This is a genomic window from Variovorax cryoconiti (assembly GCF_051216395.1).
Lineage (GTDB): Bacteria > Pseudomonadota > Gammaproteobacteria > Burkholderiales > Burkholderiaceae_C > Variovorax.
Map to the genome: position 1 here is coordinate 553,443 of NZ_JBPJZI010000003.1, position 24,043 is coordinate 577,485.

Annotated in this window: 17 protein-coding genes and 1 pseudogene; 17 read left to right on the plus strand and 1 reads right to left on the minus strand. The window is 60.2% G+C overall.

The window, feature by feature from the left end:
• Nucleotides 1-3 precede the first annotated feature (3 nt).
• Complete coding sequence (locus ACSFA2_RS11640) at nt 4-1,431, minus strand: mannose-1-phosphate guanylyltransferase/mannose-6-phosphate isomerase (protein ID WP_435455477.1); 1,428 nt, start codon at nt 1,429-1,431, stop codon at nt 4-6.
• A 324-nt stretch (nt 1,432-1,755) separates the two neighbouring features.
• On the opposite strand from ACSFA2_RS11640, the gene rfbB reads away from it, so the two are divergent.
• The 17 genes and pseudogenes from rfbB to ACSFA2_RS11725 all read left to right on the plus strand — a co-directional run bounded on the left by rfbB (nt 1,756) and on the right by ACSFA2_RS11725 (nt 23,887).
• Nucleotides 1,756-2,835, plus strand: a complete 1,080-nt coding sequence (gene rfbB / locus ACSFA2_RS11645; RefSeq protein ID WP_435455478.1) for a dTDP-glucose 4,6-dehydratase — start codon at nt 1,756-1,758, stop codon at nt 2,833-2,835.
• Nucleotides 2,832-3,725, plus strand: coding sequence for a dTDP-4-dehydrorhamnose reductase (gene rfbD / locus ACSFA2_RS11650; RefSeq protein ID WP_435455479.1), 894 nt, complete (start codon nt 2,832-2,834; stop codon nt 3,723-3,725). Before rfbB ends, rfbD begins: the two co-directional genes overlap by 4 nt.
• Nucleotides 3,726-3,740: 15 nt before the next feature.
• Entirely contained in the window at nt 3,741-4,628 is an 888-nt protein-coding gene (gene rfbA, locus ACSFA2_RS11655) for a glucose-1-phosphate thymidylyltransferase RfbA (protein WP_435455480.1), read from the plus strand.
• The gene (rfbC, locus tag ACSFA2_RS11660) at nt 4,625-5,173 is read left to right on the plus strand and encodes a dTDP-4-dehydrorhamnose 3,5-epimerase (RefSeq protein WP_435455481.1); all 549 of its coding nucleotides are present in this window, start codon (nt 4,625-4,627) and stop codon (nt 5,171-5,173) included. Before rfbA ends, rfbC begins: the two co-directional genes overlap by 4 nt.
• Nucleotides 5,170-6,021, plus strand: a complete 852-nt coding sequence (locus ACSFA2_RS11665; protein ID WP_435455482.1) for an ABC transporter permease — start codon at nt 5,170-5,172, stop codon at nt 6,019-6,021. The genes rfbC and ACSFA2_RS11665 overlap by 4 nt, the downstream gene beginning before the upstream one ends.
• Entirely contained in the window at nt 6,011-7,234 is a 1,224-nt protein-coding gene (locus ACSFA2_RS11670) for an ABC transporter ATP-binding protein (protein ID WP_435455483.1), read from the plus strand. The genes ACSFA2_RS11665 and ACSFA2_RS11670 overlap by 11 nt, the downstream gene beginning before the upstream one ends.
• Nucleotides 7,235-7,391: 157 nt before the next feature.
• Complete coding sequence (locus ACSFA2_RS11675) at nt 7,392-10,286, plus strand: methyltransferase domain-containing protein (protein WP_435455484.1); 2,895 nt, start codon at nt 7,392-7,394, stop codon at nt 10,284-10,286.
• Nucleotides 10,283-11,620, plus strand: coding sequence for a glycosyltransferase family 4 protein (locus ACSFA2_RS11680; RefSeq protein ID WP_435455485.1), 1,338 nt, complete (start codon nt 10,283-10,285; stop codon nt 11,618-11,620). The genes ACSFA2_RS11675 and ACSFA2_RS11680 overlap by 4 nt, the downstream gene beginning before the upstream one ends.
• Nucleotides 11,621-11,668: 48 nt before the next feature.
• Nucleotides 11,669-12,610 (plus strand): NAD-dependent epimerase/dehydratase family protein, encoded by a 942-nt coding sequence (locus tag ACSFA2_RS11685; protein WP_435455486.1) that lies wholly within the window; start codon nt 11,669-11,671, stop codon nt 12,608-12,610.
• Between the two features lie 13 nt (nt 12,611-12,623).
• Complete coding sequence (locus tag ACSFA2_RS11690) at nt 12,624-13,970, plus strand: glycosyltransferase (RefSeq protein ID WP_435455487.1); 1,347 nt, start codon at nt 12,624-12,626, stop codon at nt 13,968-13,970.
• Entirely contained in the window at nt 13,967-14,911 is a 945-nt protein-coding gene (locus tag ACSFA2_RS11695) for a glycosyltransferase family 2 protein (protein WP_435455488.1), read from the plus strand. The genes ACSFA2_RS11690 and ACSFA2_RS11695 overlap by 4 nt, the downstream gene beginning before the upstream one ends.
• Before the next feature lie 103 nt (nt 14,912-15,014).
• Nucleotides 15,015-17,000 (plus strand): hypothetical protein, encoded by a 1,986-nt coding sequence (locus ACSFA2_RS11700; protein ID WP_435455489.1) that lies wholly within the window; start codon nt 15,015-15,017, stop codon nt 16,998-17,000.
• Between the two features lie 69 nt (nt 17,001-17,069).
• Nucleotides 17,070-18,287 carry a protoporphyrinogen/coproporphyrinogen oxidase gene (locus ACSFA2_RS11705; protein ID WP_435455490.1) on the plus strand — a complete coding sequence of 406 codons (1,218 nt, stop codon included), beginning with the start codon at nt 17,070-17,072 and terminating at the stop codon, nt 18,285-18,287.
• Nucleotides 18,284-18,970 carry a glycosyltransferase gene (locus ACSFA2_RS11710; RefSeq protein ID WP_435455491.1) on the plus strand — a complete coding sequence of 229 codons (687 nt, stop codon included), beginning with the start codon at nt 18,284-18,286 and terminating at the stop codon, nt 18,968-18,970. The genes ACSFA2_RS11705 and ACSFA2_RS11710 overlap by 4 nt, the downstream gene beginning before the upstream one ends.
• Nucleotides 18,971-18,973: 3 nt before the next feature.
• On the plus strand, nt 18,974-19,996 hold the full coding sequence (locus tag ACSFA2_RS11715; RefSeq protein WP_435455492.1) for a lysylphosphatidylglycerol synthase transmembrane domain-containing protein: 1,023 nt from the start codon (nt 18,974-18,976) through the stop codon (nt 19,994-19,996).
• A gap of 258 nt (nt 19,997-20,254) precedes the next feature.
• Nucleotides 20,255-21,837, plus strand: a pseudogene (locus ACSFA2_RS11720) (acyltransferase family protein).
• A gap of 79 nt (nt 21,838-21,916) precedes the next feature.
• Nucleotides 21,917-23,887 (plus strand): hypothetical protein, encoded by a 1,971-nt coding sequence (locus tag ACSFA2_RS11725; protein WP_435455493.1) that lies wholly within the window; start codon nt 21,917-21,919, stop codon nt 23,885-23,887.
• Nucleotides 23,888-24,043 lie beyond the last annotated feature (156 nt).

Sequence of the window (24,043 nt, forward strand, 5' to 3'; positions counted from 1 at the left end):
TCGTTATTTGGTTTTTGCGGTGATAGGGGTGACACGGCCGTAGGTGTCGTCGAAACGGACGATGTCGTCCTCCCCGAGATAGCCGCCGGACTGCACCTCGATGACCTCGAGCATGATCTTCCCGGGATTCTCCAGCCGGTGCACGGTGCCCAGGGGAATATAGACGGACTCGTTTTCGCGAACCAGGATCGTCTCATCGTCGCGTGTGACCTTGGCGGTGCCCTTGACAACCACCCAGTGTTCCGCGCGGTGATGGTGCATCTGCAGCGACAGCTTGGCGCCAGGCTTGACGGTCAGTCGCTTTACCTGGAAGCGCTCTGCGGCGTCGACGCTGTCGTAGGCGCCCCAGGGGCGCGCCACACGGCGGTGGTCGGTCGCTTCGAGGCGACCTTCGCGATTGAGCATGGTCACCACGTCCTTCACCTGCTCGACGCAATCGCTGCTGGCCACCAGAAGAGCGTCTTGTGTGTCTACGATGATCAGGTTGTCAGTGCCCAGTGCAACCACCGGACGGATCGGTGCGTGGATGAAGGTGTTGCGCGCGTTCAGAGCGCTCGCCATGCCATGCAGTCGATTGCCATCGTCGTTGGCCGGGTACAGGTTGGCCACGGCGTTCCAACTGCCCACGTCGCTCCAGGCGCCGGCAAAGGGGACTACAGCGATCTGGGCGTGTTTCTCGAGCACGGCGTAGTCGATGCTCTCGCTGCGGCACGCCTCGAAGGCCTCGCGGTCGAGCCGCACGAAGTTGCCATCGACGGTTTGGGCGGCAGTGGCTTGTTGGCATGCGGCCAGAATGTCTGGCGCATGCTGGCGTAGTGCCTCGATGAGTGTGCTGGCCTGCACCAGGAAGATGCCGGCATTCCAGAAGTAGCCGCCCTTGAGCAGCAGGGTCTGCGCCACGTCGGCGGTCGGCTTCTCGACGAAACGCACGACTGCGTGGCCGGCGGCACCCTTCAGCGCTGGACCGGACTCGATGTACCCATAGGCCGTGCTGGGTAGGCTCGGCACCACGCCGAAGGTCACGATGTTGCCCGCCAGCGCCGCTTCCACGCCGCCGCGCACAGTCTGGGCGAAGAGGGCCGCATCGGGGATGTGGTGGTCAGCCGGGGCGAAGAGAAGCAGGTCGTCGGGGTTCGCGAGCAAAGCGGCGGCGGCCATGGCGGCCGCGGTGTTGCGGGCCACTGGCTCGAGCACCTGCCGACCCTGGACCTTGGCCGCGTCCAGTGCTTCCTGCACCAGAAAACGATGCTCGTCCGCCGCCACGCAGCAGATGTCGCTGTTGAGTTCGCGCAGCCGCTCCAGCGTGAGCTGGAGTAGGCTTTTGTTGTCGATCAGGGGCGCGAACTGCTTCGGTAGCGCCTTACGCGAAAGAGGCCAAAGCCGGGTGCCGCTGCCGCCGCAAAGGACGACAGGATGAATGGATGTGGTCATGGTGTGAACCTGGGCTCGCAGGCCCTGGATAACGCCGTCCGGGATCGTGAGTTCACGGCCCGGATGCTGGCTGGATTAAAACTAAAGCAAACAGACTGTAGCGCGAGATTGTTTCCAATCGTGTTGACTTTTCTAGCACGGGACCACGGCTTTGTGGCTTTCTACGCGAATCGTAATGCTTGAAGGCGCCGAATAGCCCTCCGTTTCGCTTCGAAGCACACTTTGGGGGCGGATGCCGGCCATCGGTCATCCAGCCGTCATGACCCATGGATAATCCCATAGGCCCTGACAAGGGTGACTCAAAATCAATCACTGACTTCCCACATGATCCTCGTTACCGGCGGTGCCGGCTTCATCGGCGCCAACTTCGTTCTCGATTGGCTTGCCCAAAACGACGAACCGATCGTCAATCTCGACAAGTTGACCTATGCCGGCAACCGGGAAACGCTGGCGTCGCTTGATGGCGATGCCCGTCATGTGTTCGTCCACGGCGACATCGGCGACAGCGCCCTCGTCGACCGACTGCTGGCGACGCATCGCCCGCGCGCCGTCGTCAACTTCGCGGCCGAGTCACACGTGGACCGTTCCATCCATGGGCCCGAAGATTTCGTGCAGACGAATGTGCTGGGCACCTTCCGACTGCTGGAGTCGGTGCGGGGATACTGGAATTCTCTGCCGCTGGCCGAGAAGAGCTCGTTCCGTTTCCTTCATGTGTCGACGGACGAGGTGTACGGCTCTCTGTCGGCCACGGATCCGGCCTTCACCGAAGACAACAAGTACGAGCCCAACAGTCCCTACTCGGCCAGCAAGGCGGCCAGCGACCACATGGTGCGGGCCTGGCATCACACCTACGGGCTGCCGGTGGTGACGACGAACTGCTCGAACAACTACGGCCCGTACCATTTTCCCGAGAAGCTCATCCCCTTGATGATCGTCAACGCCCTGGCCGGCAAGCCCTTGCCTGTGTACGGCGACGGCATGCAGGTGCGCGACTGGCTGTATGTGAAGGACCACTGCAGCGCCATCCGCCGCGTGCTCCAGGACGGCCGGCTGGGTGAGACCTACAACGTCGGCGGCTGGAACGAGAAGCCCAACATCGAGATCGTCAACACCGTCTGTTCGTTGCTCGACGAGCTGCGCCCCCGCACCGACGGCAAGAGCTACCGCGATCAGGTCAGCTACGTGACCGACCGCCCCGGCCATGACCGGCGCTACGCCATCGACGCGCGCAAGCTCGAACGCGAGCTGGGCTGGAAGCCGGCCGAGACTTTCGACACGGGCATTCGCAAGACGGTCGAGTGGTACCTGGCCAACGGCGAATGGGTGGCCAACGTGCAAAGCGGGGCCTACCGCGACTGGGTGCAGAAGCAATACGAGGCGCCGTCGGCGAAAACGGGCGCATGAAGCTGCTGCTGCTGGGCAAAGGCGGGCAGGTCGGTTGGGAGTTGCAGCGCAGCCTGGCACCGCTGGGCGAGCTTGTTGCCCTCGATTTCGACAGCACCGACCTGCACGCCGACTTCAGCCGGCCCGAGCTGTTGGTTGACACCGTGCGCAAGGTACGTCCTGACGTGATCGTGAATGCCGCTGCACACACCGCCGTCGACAAGGCCGAGAGCGAGGTCGATTTCGCGCGCACGCTCAACGCCACATCGCCAGGCACCGTGGCCCAGGCCGCACACGAGATCGGCGCGCTGATGGTGCACTACTCGACCGACTACGTCTTCGACGGCAGCGGCAGCACGCCGTGGACGGAAGCCGATCCGACCGGCCCGCTGAGCTGTTACGGGCGAACCAAGCTCGAAGGTGAGCAGTTGGTCGCGCATAACTGTTCTCGGCATCTCATCTTTCGCACCAGCTGGGTCTACGCGGCACGCGGTGGCAACTTCGCAAAAACGATGTTGCGCCTGGCCAAGGAGCGAGATCGGCTGACCGTCATCGACGACCAGTTCGGTGCGCCGACCGGGGCAGAGTTGCTGGCGGACGTCACGGCCCATGCGATCCGCGCCACCCTCGGCGACACAGAGAAAGCCGGCCTCTATCACCTGGTCGCGGGCGGCGAAACCAGCTGGCACGGCTATGCACGTTTCGTGATCGAGCATGCCCGTTCGGTTGGTGTCGACATCAAGGTTGCCGCCGATGCGATCGCCCCGGTGCCCACCACCGACTTTCCCACACCGGCTCAGCGACCTCACAACTCGCGGCTGAACACCACCAAGCTGCAATCCACCTTCGGGCTTGTTCTGCCGCATTGGCAAACCGGCGTGGCCCGGATGCTGAACGAGACTCTGGGATAACTAGGGACATCAAGAATGACACAACGCAAGGGAATCATCCTCGCCGGCGGCTCCGGCACCCGACTGCACCCGGCCACGCTCGCCATGAGCAAGCAACTGCTGCCGGTGTACGACAAGCCCATGATCTATTACCCGCTGAGCACGCTGATGCTTGGCGGCATGCGCGACATCCTCATCATCAGCACCCCGCAGGACACGCCGCGCTTCCAGCAGTTGCTGGGCGATGGCAGCCAGTGGGGCATGAACCTGCAGTACGCCGTGCAGCCCAGCCCGGACGGGCTGGCTCAGGCCTTCCTGATCGGCGAGGAGTTTCTTGCGGGCGCGCCGAGTGCCTTGGTGCTGGGCGACAACCTGTTCTACGGGCACGACTTTGCGCAACTGCTCTCCGACGCAGACGCGCAGCCCTCGGGCGCCACCGTCTTCGCTTACCATGTGCAAGACCCCGAACGCTACGGCGTGGTCGCGTTCGACGCCAACGGCAGGGCCAGCAGCATCGAAGAGAAGCCCGCCCAGCCCAAGAGCAGCTACGCCGTGACGGGCCTGTACTTCTATGACAACCAAGTAGTCGATATCGCCAGGGCCGTTAAGCCCAGCGCGCGCGGCGAACTGGAGATCACGGCTGTCAATCAGGCCTATCTGGACGCCGGTGCGCTCAATGTGCAGATCATGCAGCGTGGCTATGCGTGGCTGGATACCGGCACTCACGAGAGTCTGCTGGAAGCAGGTCAGTTCATCGCCACGTTGGAGCATCGGCAGGGGTTGAAGATCGCCTGCCCGGAGGAAATCGCCTGGCGCGCGGGGTTCATCGATACAGAGCAGCTTCGCAAGCTCGCCGCGCCGCTGCAGAAAAATGGGTATGGCAAGTACTTGAATCATCTTCTGGCCGAGGGCGTGCGCGCATGAAGGCCACGCCCACTGCCATTCCCGAAGTGATCGTCATTGAACCGAAGGTGTTCGGCGATGCGCGGGGCTTCTTCTACGAGAGCTTTAACCAACACGCCTTCAACCAAGCCACCGGCCTGGAAGTTGTATTTGTTCAGGACAACCATAGCCGCAGCAGCAAAGACGTGCTGCGTGGCCTGCACTATCAGCTACCGCCGCACGCCCAGGGCAAACTCGTACGCGTCACCCGCGGGGCTGTGTTCGACGTGGCAGTGGACATCCGTCGGTCCTCGCCGACGTTCGGTAAATGGGTGGGCCAGGAACTGAGCGAGAAGAACAGCCTGCAAATGTGGATTCCGCCCGGGTTTGCGCATGGCTTCCTAGTGTTGAGCGAGACCGCAGATTTCTTATACAAGACGACGAACTATTACGCAGCTACGCATGAGCGGTCTATTGCCTGGAGCGATCCTTCGCTGGGGATTCATTGGCCATGCGAAGGCGAGCCTGTGCTGTCGAACAAGGATCAGTGCAGCCCCATGCTGACGGCCGCTGAGCTTTTCGAATGACCCATTCTTCAGTGGTAGTCGACCCCCATGCGGCACAGCCCACATCCCTCACAGCTCTGGTGCGAAGTGTTCGACAGCATCGCCAACTGATCGTGCAGATGACCCGGCGGGAAGTGGTGGGCCGCTACAAGGGGTCATTCCTGGGCATGGCTTGGTCCCTGTTCAATCCCATATTGATGCTGGTGGTCTATACCTTCGTCTTCTCCGTGGCCTTCAAGGCGCGCTGGGGGGGGGGGGGCGAAGAGGGCAAGGCGCAGTTTGCGTTGGTGCTCTTCGTCGGCCTGATGGTGCATGGACTGCTGGCTGAAGTGCTGAATCGTGCTCCGACACTCGTACTGGGCAACGTCAATCTGGTCAAGAAGGTCATCTTTCCCTTGGAGATTCTGCCGCTGATTGGCGTTCTTGCTGCGTTGTTCCATCTTGCAATCAGCCTCGTCGTGCTGATGGTCGCCGTAGTGATCTTCAGCGGCTCGTTGCACTGGACAGTCGCCCTTGTTCCGTTGGTACTGCTGCCGTTGATCGTGTTGGCTTGTGGCCTTGCTTGGATGCTCGCCTCGCTGGGCGTCTATTTGCGTGACGTTGGCCAGACGATGGGGATTCTTACCGCGGCGATGATGTTCCTCTCGCCTGTTTTCTACCCGCTATCGGCGTTGCCTGAGGGTATTCGTGGTTGGCTGTTTCTCAATCCCACGACTTTCATCATCGAGCAGGCGCGGGGTTTGCTGATTTGGGGCAAGTCGCCGGATTGGGTGGGGCTGGGGGTCTACACGCTGGTGTCCATCTGCGTGGCTTGGTTGGGCTATTTCTGGTTTCAGAAGACACGGAAAGGATTTGCCGATGTCCTCTGACATTGCAATCCGGGTTTCCGGACTCAGCAAGTGTTACCAGATCTACGACAGCCCGCGTGATCGGCTCAAGCAGTTCTTTCATTCATGGCGTCTTGCCGGCCGTGGCGGCAAAAACTACTTCCGTGAGTTTTGGGCGCTGCGTGACATTTCGTTCGAGGTCAAGAAGGGCGAGGTCATCGGCATTCTCGGACGCAACGGCAGTGGAAAGTCCACGTTACTCCAGTTGATCTGCGGAACGCTTACGCCAACTGCCGGGAGGGTCGAAACCAGAGGGCGGATTGCTGCACTGCTCGAGCTCGGATCTGGGTTCAACCCAGAATTCACCGGGCGGGAGAACGTTTATCTGAACGGGGCTGTGCTCGGATTGACCAGGGAGGAAATGGAAGCCCGTTTTGCCGACATCGAGGCGTTCGCAGACATTGGCGAATTCATTGATCAAGCGGTCAAGACTTACTCGAGCGGCATGATGGTCCGGCTGGCCTTTTCAGTTGCAGTGCACGTGCAACCTGACATCCTGGTCGTGGACGAGGCGTTGAGCGTCGGAGATATCGCGTTTCGCAACAAGTGCATGGAGTTCATCCAGCGCCTTGTGGCAGATGGCGTGACGATTTTGTTTGTCACCCACGATCTGGGAACGCTTCAGCTGCTTTGTTCCAGAGTCGTCTGGCTTAGCCATGGCGAGATGGCGGACAGCGGTGACCCAATCAGGATCGCGCAGGAGTACTACGTCAGCAGTCTGCCGACTCAGGGACGAGGCTCGGCTGACAACGGCGCGAAGGTGTTGCCGCAGCAGAACACCGGCAAGGCCCAGTTTGTGGACGTCTCCCTGGCGGGTGGCGACAGCGGAAAATTCATGCTGGGTGACCCGTTTCGCCTGGGGTTCGCCGTCAGAGCGTTGGCTGACCTTCCAAAGTTGGTCTTCGCAGTCAGCATCTATCGAGCGGATGGGGATTGGGTCATCGGGCAGACCAGTCGGGAAGACCAGGTTTTCTGGAGCGAAGTCCCGCAAGGTCAGCTCTGTCGTGGCTACTTGGATTTCCGTGCGCTTTGTTTGGTGCCCGGCGACTACCTGATTTCGGTCGCGGCGTACAACGAAGACTATTCTGTCTGTTTCGCCATGACGGATTTGTGCTCGCCCTTCTCGGTCCGGTCGAGCTACCCCACGTGGGGCAAGTTTCATCATCCCTGTGCCTGGATCACGGGTTCTGAATAGCGCATCTGTTTAGCAAGGATATTGACCTGTGGTTGCTGTCGTGAATGATCATCGTTGTCCCGTCTGTCTGCGGGCTGACACGCTCTTTGATGTGTGTGAGGTCAAGTCGTACCGAATTTACGGGTGCGGGCACTGCGGTGCCGAACATGTGCACCCCATGCCGAATGAGCAGGAGCTCAAGGCCTACTACGACCGCGAGCAATGGTTCGAGGGCGGGGAGCCGGGTGGCTACCAGGACTATGAGCGGCAGACGCGCTGGTCGGTCGATGCGCTCCAACGCATCCTTAAGGACGACTACCCGGGCAATACCGGCCTGTCCATTCTCGATGTGGGATGCGGCTACGGGGCTCATTTGGAGGCCGCCGCCGACCTGGGCTGGAAGTGTTTCGGCACCGAAATCTCCGCGCATGCCCGCGGCATCGCGCAAAAGCGCCTGGGTGGGCGCGCTTACATCACGGAGCAGATCGGAGAACTCATTCCGCACGAGTTCGATGTGGTGCTGATCCTCGATGTGATCGAGCATTTGGCGAACCCCTATGCGTTGTTTTATTCGCTGTTCTCGATCGGGGCGATCACGCCAAAGACGCGGGTCATCATCACTACGCCAAACGCAGGATCCCACGAGGCCCAGAAAGACCCGGCCGGCTGGACGTATCGGCATCCACCGTCGCACCTGCTGTACTACCGTGAGAAAACATTCGAGTTCCTGCTGGGCAAGCTTGGATTCGATTCCATTCGGGTTCGGGGTGAACATCTGGAGCCTTCCCTGGCTTCGGGCGAGTGCACGTTGGCCGACTACGCCGGGCTTCACGTCCAAGCCGAAGGCAGCAACTTCACCGAGTTCATGCGTGAACGCTATGTCCCCGGGACCTGGTCGAAGATCGCGGAGTACGAGCATCTGCCGCGCTATGCGCTAGCCAAGCGATTTGTGCAGGACAAGGCGGTCCTGGACTTCGGCTGTGGCACCGGATACGGCTCGGCCGCCCTGGCGATTGCCGGTGGACGCGTGCTGGGGCTGGACATCGATGCCGAGGCGATTGCCTGGGCGAGGTCGACCCACACGAATTCGGGCGCCGAGTTTCACTGTTGCGACGACCTGGGTGCCTCGTTGCCCTCTGCCTCGTTCGACGTCGTCACCTGCTTCGAGATGATCGAGCACGTCAACCTGCAGACGCAGCATCGAGCGATCGAACAAATCGCACGGCTGCTTCGCGATGACGGCGTGTTCGTCATCTCCACGCCCAATCCGGAAATCACCGGCATGTACGGCGCCAACCCGTATCACCTGCGGGAGATGACCCGCGAAGAATTCAAGGAACTGCTGGGCGCGCATTTCCCACATTTGCACATTGTGGAGCAACGCGTGCGCAACAGCGTTTCATTCGAATCGACGGAGACGCAAGGGCCCGGCTCGTTCGAGGTCCTGCAGGAGCCAGCGAGCCGCCGGCTGATTCCCCTGGCCTACATTGCGGTCTGCTCGAAGCGACCTTTGCCTGAACTCACCGCGGCCGTCATGTTCGACGACGCAGTGGACGTCGTCCACGACTTCCTGGGGCAGGAGAAGAAGAAGAACGAATTGCGGTTCTCGGCCTACGGCCTGGCCGAACAGGTCGAGCGGCTGGACGCATCGGGCAAGGCCAAGGACGACCATTTGCAGAACCTGAGCAAGGTTTTGCAAGACGCGCAGTTACGCCATGAACAATCGACTGCAGAGGCGCAGAGGCGCTACGAGCAAGTAAAAACGGAGTTGCAAAATACCGCTGCGACATTGCAGACGCTGAAACTGACTCGCTGGTTCCGACTGCGCGAATTGCTGTTGTTCCATCCATTCGGCGTTCGCAAAGTGATGCTGCTGGCAGCGACGATCGGTGGTGGTTTGCTGCCCCGCCGCTGGCATGCCAGGTTCGTGCCGCGCCTGCAGCGGCTGTTTGGACTGACACCTGCGGCACCTGCCAATGCGGCCAGCGCACCGAGTGCCTACCGCGTCAAAGTACCTCAAGCGCCCCCGGCGGAGGCACCCCGTGTCGTACATGCCATCGCCAACTTCATGACCGGCGGCTCGTCAAGGCTGGTGGTCGATCTGATCGAGCACCTGGGGGGGCAGTACCGGCAGACTGTTCTAACCAGCTTCAATCCGACCCCCCCGGCTTACGAAGCCGTAGAGGTCGAAGAATGTCGGCTTCCGGTCGACATCGCGCCGCTGGTTGCGTACTTCAAGCGGACGCGGCCCGATTTCGTTCATGTGCACTACTGGGGCGATTGCGACGAGCCGTGGTATGCCAAGGTGATCGAAGCCGCACGGCATCTGGGGCTGCCCGTGGTCGAGAACGTGAACACGCCGATCGAGCCGCACCGCTCTGACGCCGTCGTTCGCTATGTCTATGTCAGCGACTACGTGCGCAGTGTGTTTGGCGAGTCCGATGCGCGGCATGTCACCGTTTATCCGGGCTCTGACTTTGGCGTGTTCACGCGGGCTCCGGACGAGCATGCGCCCGATGATTGCGTGGGCATGGTCTATCGTCTGGAACGGGACAAGCTCAACGAAGAGGCGATCCTGCCGTTCATCCGGGTCGTCCAGTCGCGCCCCCAGACGCGCGTCCTGATCGTCGGCGGTGGCAGCCTGCTCGAACCCTTCCAGGCGGCGGTCAAAGCGGCCGGCGTTGCCGAACGCTTCGAATTCACGGGCTATGTGCCCTATGACGCGCTGCCCGATCTCTACCGCCGCATGAGCGTGTTCGTCGCGCCGATATGGAAAGAAAGCTTTGGCCAGGTCGCGCCTTTTGCCATGAGCATGAAGGTGCCTGTCGTTGGCTACGACGTTGGCGCCATCGGGGAGATCATCGCGAACCCGGCCTTGCTGGCACCGCCTGCCGACGAAGCCGCGCTGGCGAAGATTGTGGTCGACTTGCTGGATGCGCCTGAGCAGCGCCGCGTAATCGGCAACGCTCAGCAAAAGCGAGCCGAAGAGCGATTTTCGATTCAGGCCATGATCGCGCATTACACCCGGCTCTACGCCGAGATGACCGCGAACGTGCCACAGGAACGTTCGTGAAAATTGCTTTCTTTGTCCACTGTTTTTTTCCAGCCCATTTCTACGGCACGGAAACCTACACGTTGGGCCTTGCACATCACTACCGCGCAGCGGGCCATGAGGTGGTGGTTGTTTCAGCCGTGTTCCAGGGGGAGGCTGCTGCGGAAACCCTGGTCAGCCGCTACGAGTACCAGGGCATCCCTGTCGTATCGATCGACAAGAACAAGATTCCGCATTCGCGCGTCAAGGAAACCTACTATCAGCCGGACATGCGTCCCGTGTTGAAAGACGTGCTGCGCGACATCGATCCGGATGTGATCCATGTCACCCACCTGATCAATCACACGTCGGCGCTGCTCGAAGTGACGCAAGAACTGGGCATACCCACTTACGCCACATTCACCGACTTCTTCGGCTTCTGCCTCAACAACAAGCTCGAGGCTGCCGACGGCGAGCTATGCGCCGGCCCGTCGCCGACCCGCACGAACTGCGTGGCCTGCTACATCAAGGACGCAGCGCGCAGTCCGTATTCCCCTGCGTGGATCAGGCGCGGGACGACGCCCCGGTCTGCGCAATGGATCGCGGGCCTCGCCAATATCGGGCGTCGCCTTCCCGGCATCAAAGGGGGGCCGGTCGACGGTCTGATCGAGGACATCGCAAAGCGCCCCGATACGCTGGCGGGCCTCTACAACGGTGGTTACCGCAGGGCTGTCGCGCCAACCCGTTTCCTGCGGACGGCCTATGAGTCCAATGGCATCAAGACCCCGATGACCGACATCTGGTTCGGTGTCGATATCGATCGTGCGCCGAAACCGGTGCGATCTGAGGGCCACCGCCCTGTCATCGGCTTCATCGGACAGATCGCACCGCACAAGGGCACGGATTTGCTCATCAAGGCATTTCAGCGTCTGCCTGCAGACGCCGCGGAGCTCCAAATCTATGGACCGGCCGATCAGGATCCGGTTTACATGGAATCGCTCAAGGCGCTCGGTCTGGGTCATGCCGTGTCATTCATGGGGACCTTCCCGTCGCAACAGATGGCGACCATCTTGCAAGGGATGGATCTGCTGGTGATTCCCTCGCGCTGGTACGAGAACAGTCCCCTGGTTCTTTTGAATGCGCTTGCCACGCACACGCCGGTGTTGGTGTCGGATGTTGCGGGAATGACCGAGTTTCTTGAGCCGGGTCTGAATGGCTATGCGTTCGAGCGCGGCAGCGTGGACGACTTGGCGCAGCGTCTGGCGAGTCTTGTAGCCGATCCCGATGCACTGGGCAGGCTCTCCACCACGACGAACTACCCTCGAACCACCGCGCTGATGGCGCAAGAAACGTTGGCTCTCTACGATGCGCCGTAATAGCCCGTGCGCTCGTTCTGTGGCGCGGCACCTTCGGATGCTCGACCGATGAACATACTGATATTTGGCGGCGGTGGTTTCATCGGGTCGGCCATCGCCGACCGGTTGCTGGCCGACGGACATTCGCTGCGCATCTTCGAGCGCCCTCGCGTCGTGCCGTATCGGCAGTTCACGGCCACCGAGCGGGTGGAGTGGATCGGCGGCGATCTTTCCAGCACGCACGACGTGAGCGAGGCGCTCATCGGCGTCGATGCGGTCGTGCACCTGGTCTCCACCACGCTGCCGAAAGGATCCAACGACGATCCGATCTACGACGTGCAGTCCAATGTGGTCGGAACGCTGCAACTGCTCGAGGCCATGGTGCGGCAAGGCGTGAAGCGCCTCGTTTTCATCTCGTCCGGCGGGACGGTCTACGGCACGCCACGCTACCTGCCGATCGACGAGCTGCACCCGACGGAGCCGCTCGTTTCGTACGGCATCACGAAGCTGACGATCGAGAAGTACCTGCGCATCTACCAGCATGTGCATGGCATCCAACCGGTCATCCTGCGGGTCGCGAACCCCTACGGAGAGCGCCAGCGCATCGAAACGGCGCAAGGCGCGATCGGCGTGTTCGCGCACAGGGCGATCACGGGCGTGCCGATCGAAATTTGGGGTGACGGCTCCGTGACCCGGGACTACGTTCACGTGCACGACGTGGCCGATGCCTTTGCGCGCGCGCTGGTCTACGAAGGCGATAAGTTGTGCTTCAACATCAGTTCGGGCGTCGGCGTCACGCTGAACGAATTGATCGGGCTGTTGGGCGATGTCCTGGGTCGCCCGATTGACGTGAACTACCGGCCAGGTCGCTCCTTCGACGTCGCCGTCAACGTGCTGTCCAATGCATTGGCCCGGCAGGAGCTGAATTGGTCCCCGCGCATCGAAATCCGGACGGGCATCGAACGCACCGTCGACTGGATGCGCCGGGGTCTGACCCGCCCCGCGGGATGAGGCCTGCTTCGTTGTGAAGATCCTTCTGGTCGTGCACCAGTTCTTTCCGGAATTCACCGCTGGCACAGAGGTGTTGACGCTGGGCGTCGCACGCGAACTGCGCAAGCGCGGCGACGATGTCCGCGTCTTCACGGCCCACCCGGGCCGTGACGATCTGCCGGAGGCCGACCGCTGTGACCGCTACCTGCACGAAGGCTTCGAGGTTTACCGCTTCCACCACGCTTACGTGCCGATGGCCGGTCAGACATCGATGATCGAGGTGGGGTCGGACAACCATCTCGCGGCACGCTACTTCGCCACCGTGCTGGCCGACTTCGAGCCGCAGCGGGTGCACTACTTCCACCTGAACCGTCTAGGCACCGGCCTGATCGTCGAGGCCGAGAAGGCGGGCGTCCGACAGTCCATGACACCGACAGACTTCTGGACGATCTGCCCGACCGCCCAGCTACGCTACCCGGACGGTCGGCTTTGCGACGGCCCCAGCCGCTATGCGGGCAACTGCGTCAAGCACTTCGCCCAGAACCCGGCACAGGCCGGAGTCATCCGCGCGATGGCGCGCCTGATTCCCACCCCCGCGGCCGATGCGCTGGTCCGTTTGACGCTCGCCGCGGCGCCGAGCGGCGTGCCCGCGATCGACGACATCCAGGCCCTCGGGCGGCGCCTTGGCAAGACCGTTGGGCGGCTTAACCGGCTGGAGAGCATCGTGGCCCCGAACGTGTTCATGCGTGACAAGCTGGTGGAACACGGCGTGGAGCCTCACCGGATCGTGAACGCGCCGTTCGGCGTTCAACTGCCGGAGCGGTCGATGCCGGCCCGCGTCCCAGGGGGCGCGGCCGGACCACTGCGGCTCGGCTTCATCGGTACGCTGGCGCCCCACAAGGGCGCACACGTCCTGGTGGAGGCCTTCCGTGAGCTCCCACCCGGTACGGCGAGCCTTCGCATCTACGGCAAGACGTCGGAATTTCCCGACTACGTGGACGCGCTTCGTGAACGCGCCGTCGGCATCGCCGGAATTGAATTCGCCGGCACCTTCGCCAGCGACGAGATCTCCGATGTCATGGCCGACCTGGACGTCCTGATCGTGCCTTCGCTCTGGTACGAGAACACGCCGCTGGTCATCTATTCGGCGCACGCGGCGCGAACGATCGTCGTGGCTTCCGACTTTCCCGGCCTGTCCGAAGCCGTGCGCGACGGTGTCGACGGCCTGCTCTTCGTTCCGGGCGACGCGTCGGCGCTGGCGCGCCAGCTGACCCGCCTGATGGCCTCTGAATGGCGAAGTCGCCTGCGCGCCGCCATCAGGCCCCCCAAGTCGATCGCCGCCTACGTGAGCGACCTCTTGCAGATCTGGCAGGCTGCATGAGGCCCAGCGTCAGCATCGTGATCGTCAACTGGAACAGCGGGCCCATGCTGATGAAGTGCCTGCGGCTCTGTCTCGAGCAGACGGTCCTGGCCGAGCGCATCTTCGTCGTCGACAATGCCAGCGGGGACGACTCGCTGCAGGGCGTGGAGGAACTGCCCGGCGTCACGCTGATGCGGATGCCAACCAACCTCGGCTTTGCCGCAGGCAACAATCGCGCAGTGGCATGCTGCGAGACCGACTTCGTCGTCTTGCTCAACCCCGACGCCTTCCCGGAGCCTCGCTGGCTCGAGGCTCTGGTCGAGGCGGCGCAAGCCAGACCCGACGTGGCCGCTTTCGGGTCAAGGCAAATGCAGGACGGCGTGGACGGCATGCTGGACGGCACTGGCGACCAGTACTTCATCAGCGGGCGGATTCGCCGCGCGGGTTATCGGCAGCGCTGCATGCCATCCGATCTGGCGGCGCGGGAAATCTTCTCCCCATGTGCTGCTGCAGCGATGTATCGGTTGGACGCGTTTCGTGAATGCGAAGGCTTCGACGAAGATTTCTTTTGCTATGCAGAAGATGTCGACCTCGGATTCCGCATGCGACTGCTCGGGCATCGCGCCTGGTACGTGCCCGATGCGGTGGTCCACCATGTCGGATCCGGGGCTGTCGGTGGACAACACAGCGATTTCGCAACTTATCACGGGCATCGGAATTTGGTTTGGGTTTTTGTCAAGAACATGCCGGGAAAGCTATTCTGGTTACTTCTTCCGGTTCACTTCGTCCTCAATATTGCGAGTGTCATCATGCTCGCCGTTCGTTCGCAGGGGCGTATTGCATGGCGAGCCAAGCGAGACTCGATTCTCGGTATTCCCAAGTTCTGGAGGAAGAGATTGGCGATGCAAGGTGCGCGAAAGGCGCATATTGCCGATTTATGGCGCATGTTTGGTCCTAAATGATAATTTTTCGTTCTATTTGATGCTGATCTCGCCGAATCGCCTTCGGGATTAATATCTATCCAATCAATCCGCATTCCTAAGTGGTTTTTTGATAAAGCGCTCGATGTTGTACTGGAAAAAAAATCCGTCGCCCGACAGGTCGACGGGCGAGGGCTTTTTCTCTCGCATTGAAGGCCAGATTTTTCTCTGGCTCTTCGTTCTGTTGAAGCTGGCGTTGGTCGCGCAAAATGAAATCCTCGCATTTCCAAATGATTCGGCAGTTTTTGTCAAATTTGCTCTGACTGGAATTTCGGAGCTCGGTCCTCCGGTTGGATATCCATTGTGGCTTCTGGCTGTTAAGTTGGTCGGGATGCCTCAGCGAATTGCAATTGAATTGCTTTATCTGTACTGCTGTTTTTTTCTGTGCAAAGAGGCCGGATCTGTTCTTGGTAAGTATTGTTTGCTGGCGCTGATGTTTCTCCTGTTTTTCAGTCCAGTATCGCTCCACCTTTTTGATAACGCTTTAAGCGATGCCTTGTATGTATGCTTGGTTTTGCTTTGTATGGGGCTTTCTTTTCGCCTGATCCAAGGTGTCGCTATCGTCGGCTTTCCAACATACCTTTTTCTGGGGCTTGTTTTGGGGTTCATGGGCGTCGTGCGAAACGAGTCGGAAATCATCTTCGCGTGGCTTGGATGGCTGGCAATGTTCCTCGTGTGGAGGACGCGAAAATTGAAGTTCTCCAGACCGCAGTCATTGGCAGTGGGCAGGAGTTTTCTTTTTTGCGTTGGTCTTGTTGTCTTGTTGGGTGCAACACCGGCGGCTTTTCATCGGGCCGTTCAAGGCGTGTGGGTCAAGACACTGCCGCAACTTCCATCGCACATGAAATTGCTCGGCAATCTGGCGGCGATCGACGTTGGAAGCGAAAATACGCCGAGAGTCAGCGTGAGTAAGGAGGCTCGCTTCAAGGCTTATGCTGCCAGTCCCTCTCTCTCAATCTTGAAGGAACACATTGAGGACGAGAAAAATATGTACATGGCGGCCAGCCGGGATTCTGGGCTGCCCGCTGGAGAGGTTGGAAATGGATGGGTCTGGCATGTTTTCAACGACGCTGCGCTCAATGTGCTTCCCAACCCTCGGACGCTTGAGAGCCTTGATCGGTTCTGGGGGAAAGTGAACTCCGAGTTGGAGGCCGCCTATGCTGCCGGTAACTTGAGTCGTCGCTTTGTGTTGCATCCATTTATTTCAGGAGGACCGCTCTCGATCATCAAAAATTTGCCGTCGGGAATGGTCGCCGCCTATAAGAAGGTATTCGTCTTCATGCCCAGTCAGCTCGACCAGCAATTTGCAAGCGCGGAGTTTGATGAGCTCGCGTTGAGGCGAACGACATCGGTCGAGCGTAAAATTGGAAACATTCACTTGAGAGGGTGGGTGGCCGCATTGTCGGCTGAGACCATTCCTTCAAGGGTGCAAGTTGGCGTTCAGTCGTCGAGTGATGCGTCTGCCATAACGTGGGTCGACGCGGCACTACATCCGAGGGCCGACGTCAGTTCGAGTCTTTCGTCCCGGTTTGGAACAGGCGTGAATGTGCTTGGGTTTGAAGTGAAAAATGCGGGCGCGACCCAAAGAAGCTTCCGCTTGAAATACTTTACGAGTCGCGGTGTCTTGTTGAGCGACGATAACCAAGTGAATGTAGTGCATCAGATGAATTCGCCGGAGGCGGGTGATCTTCTTGCGGCAGTGGATCAATTTGATTTCTCCGGTGACGAGTCGAGCCAAGGTGTTCGCGCGGAAATTCAGAGGAAAATCCTGACTTGGAGTGGTTGGCGTATCGTCCCGTGGGCAGGTCTCGCGTTGGTTTGCGCCGCTTTTGTCGTGGCTGGATTTCACTCGTTTTTCGGGCAGCAGAGGCATCCTAATGAGGCGGTTGTCTTGATGGTCTTTGTTGTCGGCGTAATTTTTCAGCGATTGGTCTTTTACGGTGTTCTGGACCGTTTTGCTTGGGAGGTCGAGCCTCGTTACGTTGCGCCGATTTTTGCGTTGTGGATTGCCTCTGTGGTGTTCGCGGCGAGGTGTTTTTGGGTTTTTAGGAAGCCGTCAGCCCAGAATTGATGCGCTGAAGGGGTTTGTTGATTGCATGGCATTGTTCTGAAAATGCCGATTCAGTGGAAGTGAGTATTGATGATTAAAAAGAAATTTGTGGTGCTGGGCGCAGGGCCCAGCGGTTTGACGCTCGCTCATTCGTTGATCGACGCCGGCGTGCCTCGCGACCAGATCGTCGTCTTGGACAAAGAGGCCGTCTCCGGTGGGTTGTGTCGTTCCGAAGAGGTCGACGGTGCGCCGCTCGACATCGGTGGCGGCCACTTTCTCGATGTGCGCCGGAAGGAGGTGCTGGACTTCATCTTCCGCTTCATGCCGCGCGAAGAGTGGGCGTTGTTCGATCGTGTCTCCAAGATCCGCTTGAGAGATATCGAGGTCGACCATCCGCTGGAAGCCAACCTCTGGCAGTTTCCTGTCGAGGTGCAAGCCGACTACCTGGAGTCGATTGCCCAAGCCGGCTGCGTGCGTGGTGAACCGATGCCCGAATCGTTCGCCGCCTGGATCGAGTGGAAGCTCGGCGACCGGATCGCTCAGGAGTACATGCTCCCGTACAACCGCAAGATCTGGTCGATGGACCCGGATGCACTCGGCACCTACTGGCTCTACAAGCTTCCGGACGTTTCGTTTCGCGAAACCTTGCTGAGCTGCCTCGAAGGCAAGCCGATGGGGTCGTTGCCGGCACATGGCACTTTTCTGTACCCGAAGGAATTCGGCTATGGCGAGGTGTGGCGTCGCATGGGCGAGGCCCTCGGAGATTCGCTCGTGACGAACTGTTCGCTTGAGAGCGTGGATCTCGAAAACCGCGTGGTGAATGGGCGTTGGCAGGCCGAGACGATCGTGTCATCGATTCCCTGGACCTGCTGGCTCGATTGCGCCCCCGTCCCCCAGGCGATCGCGGACGACGTGCGCAGCCTGCGCAATGCGCCGATCGATGTCGACTATTGCCCGGATACGCTCGACAGCCCGTCCCACTGGACCTACGAGCCCGACGAGTCGGTGTCCTATCACCGGGTACTTCTGCGCGCCAACTTCGCGAAAAATGCAGCGGGCTACTGGACCGAAACGAATGCCTCGCGGTCGAAGCCGACCACGGGCGTGCGTTTCCATAACGAATACGCCTATCCGGTGAACACGCTCGGCAAGCCGGCAACGGTGGCGCGCATTCTCGAATGGGCTGCCGGACACGGGATTGTGGGCATGGGGCGCTGGGGGCGTTGGGAGCACATGAATTCGGACATTGCGGTCGCCGAAGCGTTGCAGGTTGCGCAAACGCTGGCAGCGAAAGAGGTGGCTGCTTGAAAGTCTCTCTTTGCTTGATTGTCTGGAACGAGCTGAAGGGCTGCGAAGCCGACGTGCCTCGCCTGCCGCGGGACCAGTTCGATGAAGTCTTTGCCGTGGATGGCGGCAGTACCGATGGCACCGTGGAGTATCTGGAGTCCATGGGAATTCCCGTGCATCGCCAGCCCAAGCGCGGCTTGAATGCGGCCTATGTGCATGCCAACGACATGGCGACCGGTGACGGCGTGGTGGTGTTCTTCGCCAAGGGCACGCTACCCGTCGAAGACGTGCTGAAGTTCCGCCCGCTTTTCGAGGCTGGCAACCAACTGGTGGTGGCCAGCCGCCAGGTCGCCGGATCGGTGAACGAGGAAGACGAGCACGTTCTGCGTCCGCGCAAATGGGCTGTTCTGGGCTTGGCTTGGCTGGCCGCGCTGGTGTGGTGCCGTGAGGGCTACGTGGTGCGCGACGTGCTGCACGGGTTCAAGGGCTGGACCCGAAGCGCGTTTACGGCCATGAAAGTGCTGGACCATGGCCTCTCCATCGACATCGAGATGGTGGTTCGTTCCTACAAGCTGCGCCAGAAGCGCTGCGAGTTCCCCACACAGGAACTGGCGCGCGGCTACGGTGAAACCCATTTCAAGATCTGGCCGACCGGCAAGCGCCTGCTCGCCTATCTGTGGTTCGAATTGAAGCGGCGGGACTGAGCCATGGGTAAGACGGGGCGCTTGCGCAAATTGTTGGGGTCGGTGTGGTTCAAGGCCGCGATCGCCGTCATCGTGGTCGGGCTGCTTTTCGCCTTCAACCGAATCGAACCGCAGGCACTGCGGCAACTGGGCGAGACCTGGCCGTGGCTGCTGGCGGCACTGGCGCTGATGCTGCCGCCTTTCCTGATCGTGTCCTACCGGTTCCAGATCATCCTGCGCAGTCAAGGCGTGGAGGTCGGCCTGCGTGAAGCCGTGCGCTGGACGATGGTCGGGGCCTTCTTCGATCTGGCCATGCCCAGTTCAAACGGCGGCGATATCGTCAAGGCAGGCTATGTCGTCAAGCATGTGGGGCCTGGCATGCGCACACGTGCAGTCATGGCTGTGCTGTTTGACCGCGTGCTCGGGTTGCTGGGACTGTTTCTGCTGGCGAGCGTCGTGTCGTTGATCGGCTGGTCGGTCGTTCGCGACATGCCTGCACGCAATGTGCTGCTGCTCGGTCTCTTCGGTGCCAGCTTCGGGGTGCTAATCGGTTTTCGGATTCTGGGCGCGCGGCGGCTCTACAACCTCCCGCTGCTGCAGAGGCTTTCCGAGAAGCGAAGCTGGGGTGCGCGAATACGCCAATTGATTGGCGCGTTCAATCAGTTGCGCGAAAGGCCCTCGAGCGTGGCCGCCGTGCTGGCCCTGTCGGTCTTCAATCACATGTTCTGGTGCATGTCGCTGCTCTGCATCGCCCGCGCTGTCGGAGACCAGGTGGACTGGATCAAGGGGTTCGTGGTTTTCCCCTTGGCGATCTTCAGCAACATCTTCGGCGTCGCCGGTGGATTCGGCTTGGGAACGGCCGGCTTCGACCTGTTTCTCTCGCATCTGCTGAACATCGGGAATGGCGCGCTGATCGGACTGCTCTTCCAGTCGCTGGGCGCTTTTTCTCGTCTGGCGGGGCTGCCTTTCTATCTCAGCGCGGCGCGTACTGGGCAACTTGATGCCTTGCATGCGTCGCACAGCGACTCGAAGGCGGGTGGCCTCTAAGGGGCGCCGAGGGCCGGAACGCTCGCCGTCTATAGCGGAGAGGCGAAGTTCGCTCCCTGAACCAGGATATCCATTGCTGGAGACAGGGGGCTCTTCGCAAAGAAGGCGTGCCGAATTTTTCGGCTCTCTGCCAATCACCGCCGGCGGTTTCCGGGCTGCTCATTATGCTGGATCGAGAAATGCTTCTAAATGAATAGCGACGCCACGAAAAACAAAAGACTCGATCAGCTCACGGCGCTTCGGTTTTTCGCCGCCATCATGGTGGTGTTCCACCATCTTGCCGGAACTTTGGGTGTAAAGAGCACGCCGTTGAATCTGGGGCAAGGCGTCTCGTTCTTCTTCGTGTTGTCGGGATTTATTCTGGCTTACGTCTATCCGAAATTCAATAATGCATCGGAAATTCGCCGATTTTTCTTGGCGCGCTGGGCACGGCTCTGGCCGGCCTACTTGGCCGCTTTCCTGATCGGCGCCATCCTTACGAGCTATTCTTGGAGCCCCGGGACGCTGATTGCCCATCTGACAATGTTGCAGGGGTGGATTCCAGTATCCGCATACTATTTTTCCTACAACGGTGTGGCCTGGAGTGTCTCAACAGAGTTTTTTTCTATGTCGTTTTTCCGCTACTGATACTGTTTCAACCCAGAGCGTCGGGTGTCCTGTTGCTTTGCGCCACGGCGGTGCTTCTGGCCTGGCTATTGCTGGTTGAGCGCCTGGGCTTGCCAGACTATGGAAGTCCAGCCACGGCGGACGGCATGAAGATCACCCAGAACGGACTGGTATACATCAGTCCGGTGGCTCGCGTCTTTGAATTCATCTTTGGGGTCGTGGTCGCCGGCCTCTGGCGAAGCCGAACATGGAGTTGGTCGCGGAGTCTTTCCACACTGCTGGAAGTCGGCGCCATTGCACTGTGCTTTTTCTCGATCTATTACACGAGTGTTGCGAGCCGCAGCTTGGCGGCGACGATGGGTGAGGCGGCCGCGACATGGGTGATGCACAGCGGCTCTTTCCTTGCGTTTGGCCTGTTGGTCCTCGTGTTCGCTGTCGGGCGCGGTTGGGTGTCAAAATTGCTCGCCAAGCCGATGCTGGTCATTCTGGGCGAGATCAGTTTTTCTATTTACCTGATCCACAATATTTTTCTGACCTTTTATTTGAAGAATGCCGCCAACTTTTATTGGTTGGAAAATTCTCTTGGTCTGGCTGCATTCTTCGGCGTGCTGATCGTTAGCGCTTATTTGATCTGGGTCTGCGTGGAGCAACCTGGACGCCAAATCTTGGTACGGAGCAGACCTGCGGCGAGCCAGTCTGCGGCGAGCAGTCGCCGTGCCCACGCTTCTGGATATGCGGCAGTTGCCGCGATGCTCGTCTTGATGGCATTTTGTGGATTTTCGTACTGGAAGGGTTTCGGTGCGCCCAGCGAAAGATCGGCGCGAGAGATGACTTCGATCCGAGACGCAGATTTCATCGGTGCCGGGTTCTCCGGGGTGTTCGAATTGCGCGGCGTTTCGATTTCCTGTCGCGAGAAGGATTTGATTGTGCGACTGGTTTGGAAGAAGACGGGCGACGTCTCCGCGTCGCTGAGCAATGCAGTCCACATCATCGGCCCTGGAGGCGACATCTTGGGGCAGGCGGACTATATTCAGGCCAACAAGGTACGCCGCATGAAGCTCGGAAAAATGTGGGTGGACAACGTTCTTGTTCGCCCGGCGCAAGTTCCTTCACAAGCGACCGCGCTTGCCATTGGAATTATTGGGGCAGACGGGAAGATGATGAAGATCGATCACCCGAAGACTGACTGGGAAGGGCACCGGCTCGTCATTCCATTCGATCGTTGCAACGAGTGATCGACCTTCAAAACCCTTTGGTCGCCTTATCGCTTCGAAATAATATGGAAATACATGGCGAAGGTAATCAGAAATCTCAATGACGCCAAATAATCAATTGACGCGCAGCAACTTTTTAGAACGACTCGCCCAGAAGAGGGGCTTGTGGGTGGGTATGGCGATGGCGCTCGTCCTCCTTCGGCTCACGCTGACTGCCGACCGCGATGTGGTGGCCCTCAATGCGCCCTACGACGAATACTGGTTCATCCACAACGCAGCGCGCATGGTGTGGGGCGGCGACTACAACCTGATGGCATTTGCTCATCTGCCGATCTACTCGATGTGGCTGGCCCTGCTGAATCTGCTCGGCATCCCGGCCCGACTCGGCATCGATCTGGCCTGGATCGCATCGACAGCCTACGCTGGCTATTCGCTGGCGCGGTTTTCCGGACGGGTGTGGCTCGGTGCCGCGTTCTGGGTTTTCTGCGTCTTTCACCCTGTGCTCCTCGTGCTGTTCGACCGCGCGCTGTCGGAAACCCTGTTGGTCGTTCTCGTCGCGCTCATGCTGGGCGCTAGTCTGGAGATATGGACTACGCGTGATGCGGCTCCCAGTCGAAGAGGGGGTGCCGCAACGGCGCTCTTCGCTATTTCGTTCGCACTGGCCTTCCACATCCGCAAGGAAGGGTCTCTGTTCCTGATGCCCATCGGTCTCTTGGTACTGCTCTCTTTCGTTCGCCGAGGGCAGTGGTGGCCGTCGCTGAGCCGGGCAACGCTCGGCATGCGCCTGATCGCCTTGCCGCTGCTGGCGACGTTGTTGGTAGGCGCCATGCTGGTCGGTCTGAACTACGCGCGGTGGGGGCTTGCCGCTCGCTATGAATTGGCGGCGCCCGGCTATGTTCGTGCGATGGCTGCATTGAGCCGGATAGATGCGGGACCTGGCCCGTTGCATGTGACCGTGTCCCGCAGGTCGCGTCAACTCGCCTACGAGTTCAGTCCGACCTTCCGCGAACTGCAGGGATTCTTCGAGGGCGAGTCAGGCCGCATGCTGGCTGCGCACTCCGCGCGTTTTATCGGACATGAGGGCGAGATCGGAAACGGCTGGTTCTACTGGGCATTGCGTGACGCAGGGGCCATTGCCGGTTGGCATCGAAACGCAAGGTACGCGGATCAAAAATACGCCGCGATTGCCGACGAACTCCAGGTGGCCTTTGACAAAGGGCAATTGCAGGCTTATCCATCGTGGATACCTTCACTCGTCGATCCTGATCTCCATAAATGGATCGGACATGTGCCGTCGTCGACATGGACCATTCTGGCTCTTCTGTTCGAAACCAATCCTGACTGGGTCCGGCCGCCGGATGAAAATGCGACACCGAAGCAACTGGCCGAATTCATCGAGATCGCCGGGCGCAGGAATCCGCTCCCTTCGGTCAGCGTTCGGGGCTGGATCGTGTTGCCTGTCGGATCGTCCTTGGGCATCGCACCGGCCGGCGGCGAGCCGTCGGATTGGGTGGTGCTGGCTCCTCCACAACGGGTCGACGTGCCGGGTGCCTATTCCTTCAACCTCGGCCTGTCTACCGCGGGTGCCGATCTGCGCTTGATCGCGAAAACCACCGACGGCAGATCCACTGATATTCCGCTTTCGCGCCTGCGCGAAGGCGTGATGACCCAGACGGAGGGTGCCCTCCATGCGACGTTGGGAGTTGACGAACTCATCTATGGCAAACCTGCGACGCAGTTCGAACGGGGCTTGTCGTGGTTGACTGGCCGACCGATGGCGCCCGACTGGGTACACAAGCTCGGCAAGGTATATGGGGGCATCAACGTCATGCTCAGGCTGGCATTGCTGGGAGCCATCCTTTATTGGGCGGTGACCCGGCGAGTCAATGTCCCGGTGCTCGTCTTCTGCGGCTTGGCTGCGGTGATGGTGTTGTCGCGTGCGGCACTGTTGGGCGTGCTCGATGCAAGTTCATGGGACGGTGTCCAGGTGCGCTACATGGTCCCGCTTGTTCCCATCTTCACATTCGCCGTGCTCTTGGCCGTTTCTTCGGTCCTGCGGTCGCGGCGGTAGGTCTGTGGGAGCCAAGGCTGATTGCAGTGCCGAACTAGCTGTGAAGCTTCAATAGGTTGTATCCGGTGTTCATCCGGATTGGGTTTGAGAGACTGGAAGTCGCCAAACACCCAATCCACTCAGGAAGCCCAACCGGATGAACACCCATAAGCATGC

Coding starts and splice junctions, on each gene's coding strand:
- ACSFA2_RS11640 (WP_435455477.1), bottom strand. CDS start 1,431: ATGACCACATCCATTCATCCTGTCGTCCTTTGCGGCGGCAGCGGCACC.
- rfbB (WP_435455478.1), top strand. CDS start 1,756: ATGATCCTCGTTACCGGCGGTGCCGGCTTCATCGGCGCCAACTTCGTT.
- rfbD (WP_435455479.1), top strand. CDS start 2,832: ATGAAGCTGCTGCTGCTGGGCAAAGGCGGGCAGGTCGGTTGGGAGTTG.
- rfbA (WP_435455480.1), top strand. CDS start 3,741: ATGACACAACGCAAGGGAATCATCCTCGCCGGCGGCTCCGGCACCCGA.
- rfbC (WP_435455481.1), top strand. CDS start 4,625: ATGAAGGCCACGCCCACTGCCATTCCCGAAGTGATCGTCATTGAACCG.
- ACSFA2_RS11665 (WP_435455482.1), top strand. CDS start 5,170: ATGACCCATTCTTCAGTGGTAGTCGACCCCCATGCGGCACAGCCCACA.
- ACSFA2_RS11670 (WP_435455483.1), top strand. CDS start 6,011: ATGTCCTCTGACATTGCAATCCGGGTTTCCGGACTCAGCAAGTGTTAC.
- ACSFA2_RS11675 (WP_435455484.1), top strand. CDS start 7,392: ATGCCGAATGAGCAGGAGCTCAAGGCCTACTACGACCGCGAGCAATGG.
- ACSFA2_RS11685 (WP_435455486.1), top strand. CDS start 11,669: ATGAACATACTGATATTTGGCGGCGGTGGTTTCATCGGGTCGGCCATC.
- ACSFA2_RS11695 (WP_435455488.1), top strand. CDS start 13,967: ATGAGGCCCAGCGTCAGCATCGTGATCGTCAACTGGAACAGCGGGCCC.
- ACSFA2_RS11700 (WP_435455489.1), top strand. CDS start 15,015: ATGTTGTACTGGAAAAAAAATCCGTCGCCCGACAGGTCGACGGGCGAG.
- ACSFA2_RS11705 (WP_435455490.1), top strand. CDS start 17,070: ATGATTAAAAAGAAATTTGTGGTGCTGGGCGCAGGGCCCAGCGGTTTG.
- ACSFA2_RS11715 (WP_435455492.1), top strand. CDS start 18,974: ATGGGTAAGACGGGGCGCTTGCGCAAATTGTTGGGGTCGGTGTGGTTC.
- ACSFA2_RS11725 (WP_435455493.1), top strand. CDS start 21,917: ATGACGCCAAATAATCAATTGACGCGCAGCAACTTTTTAGAACGACTC.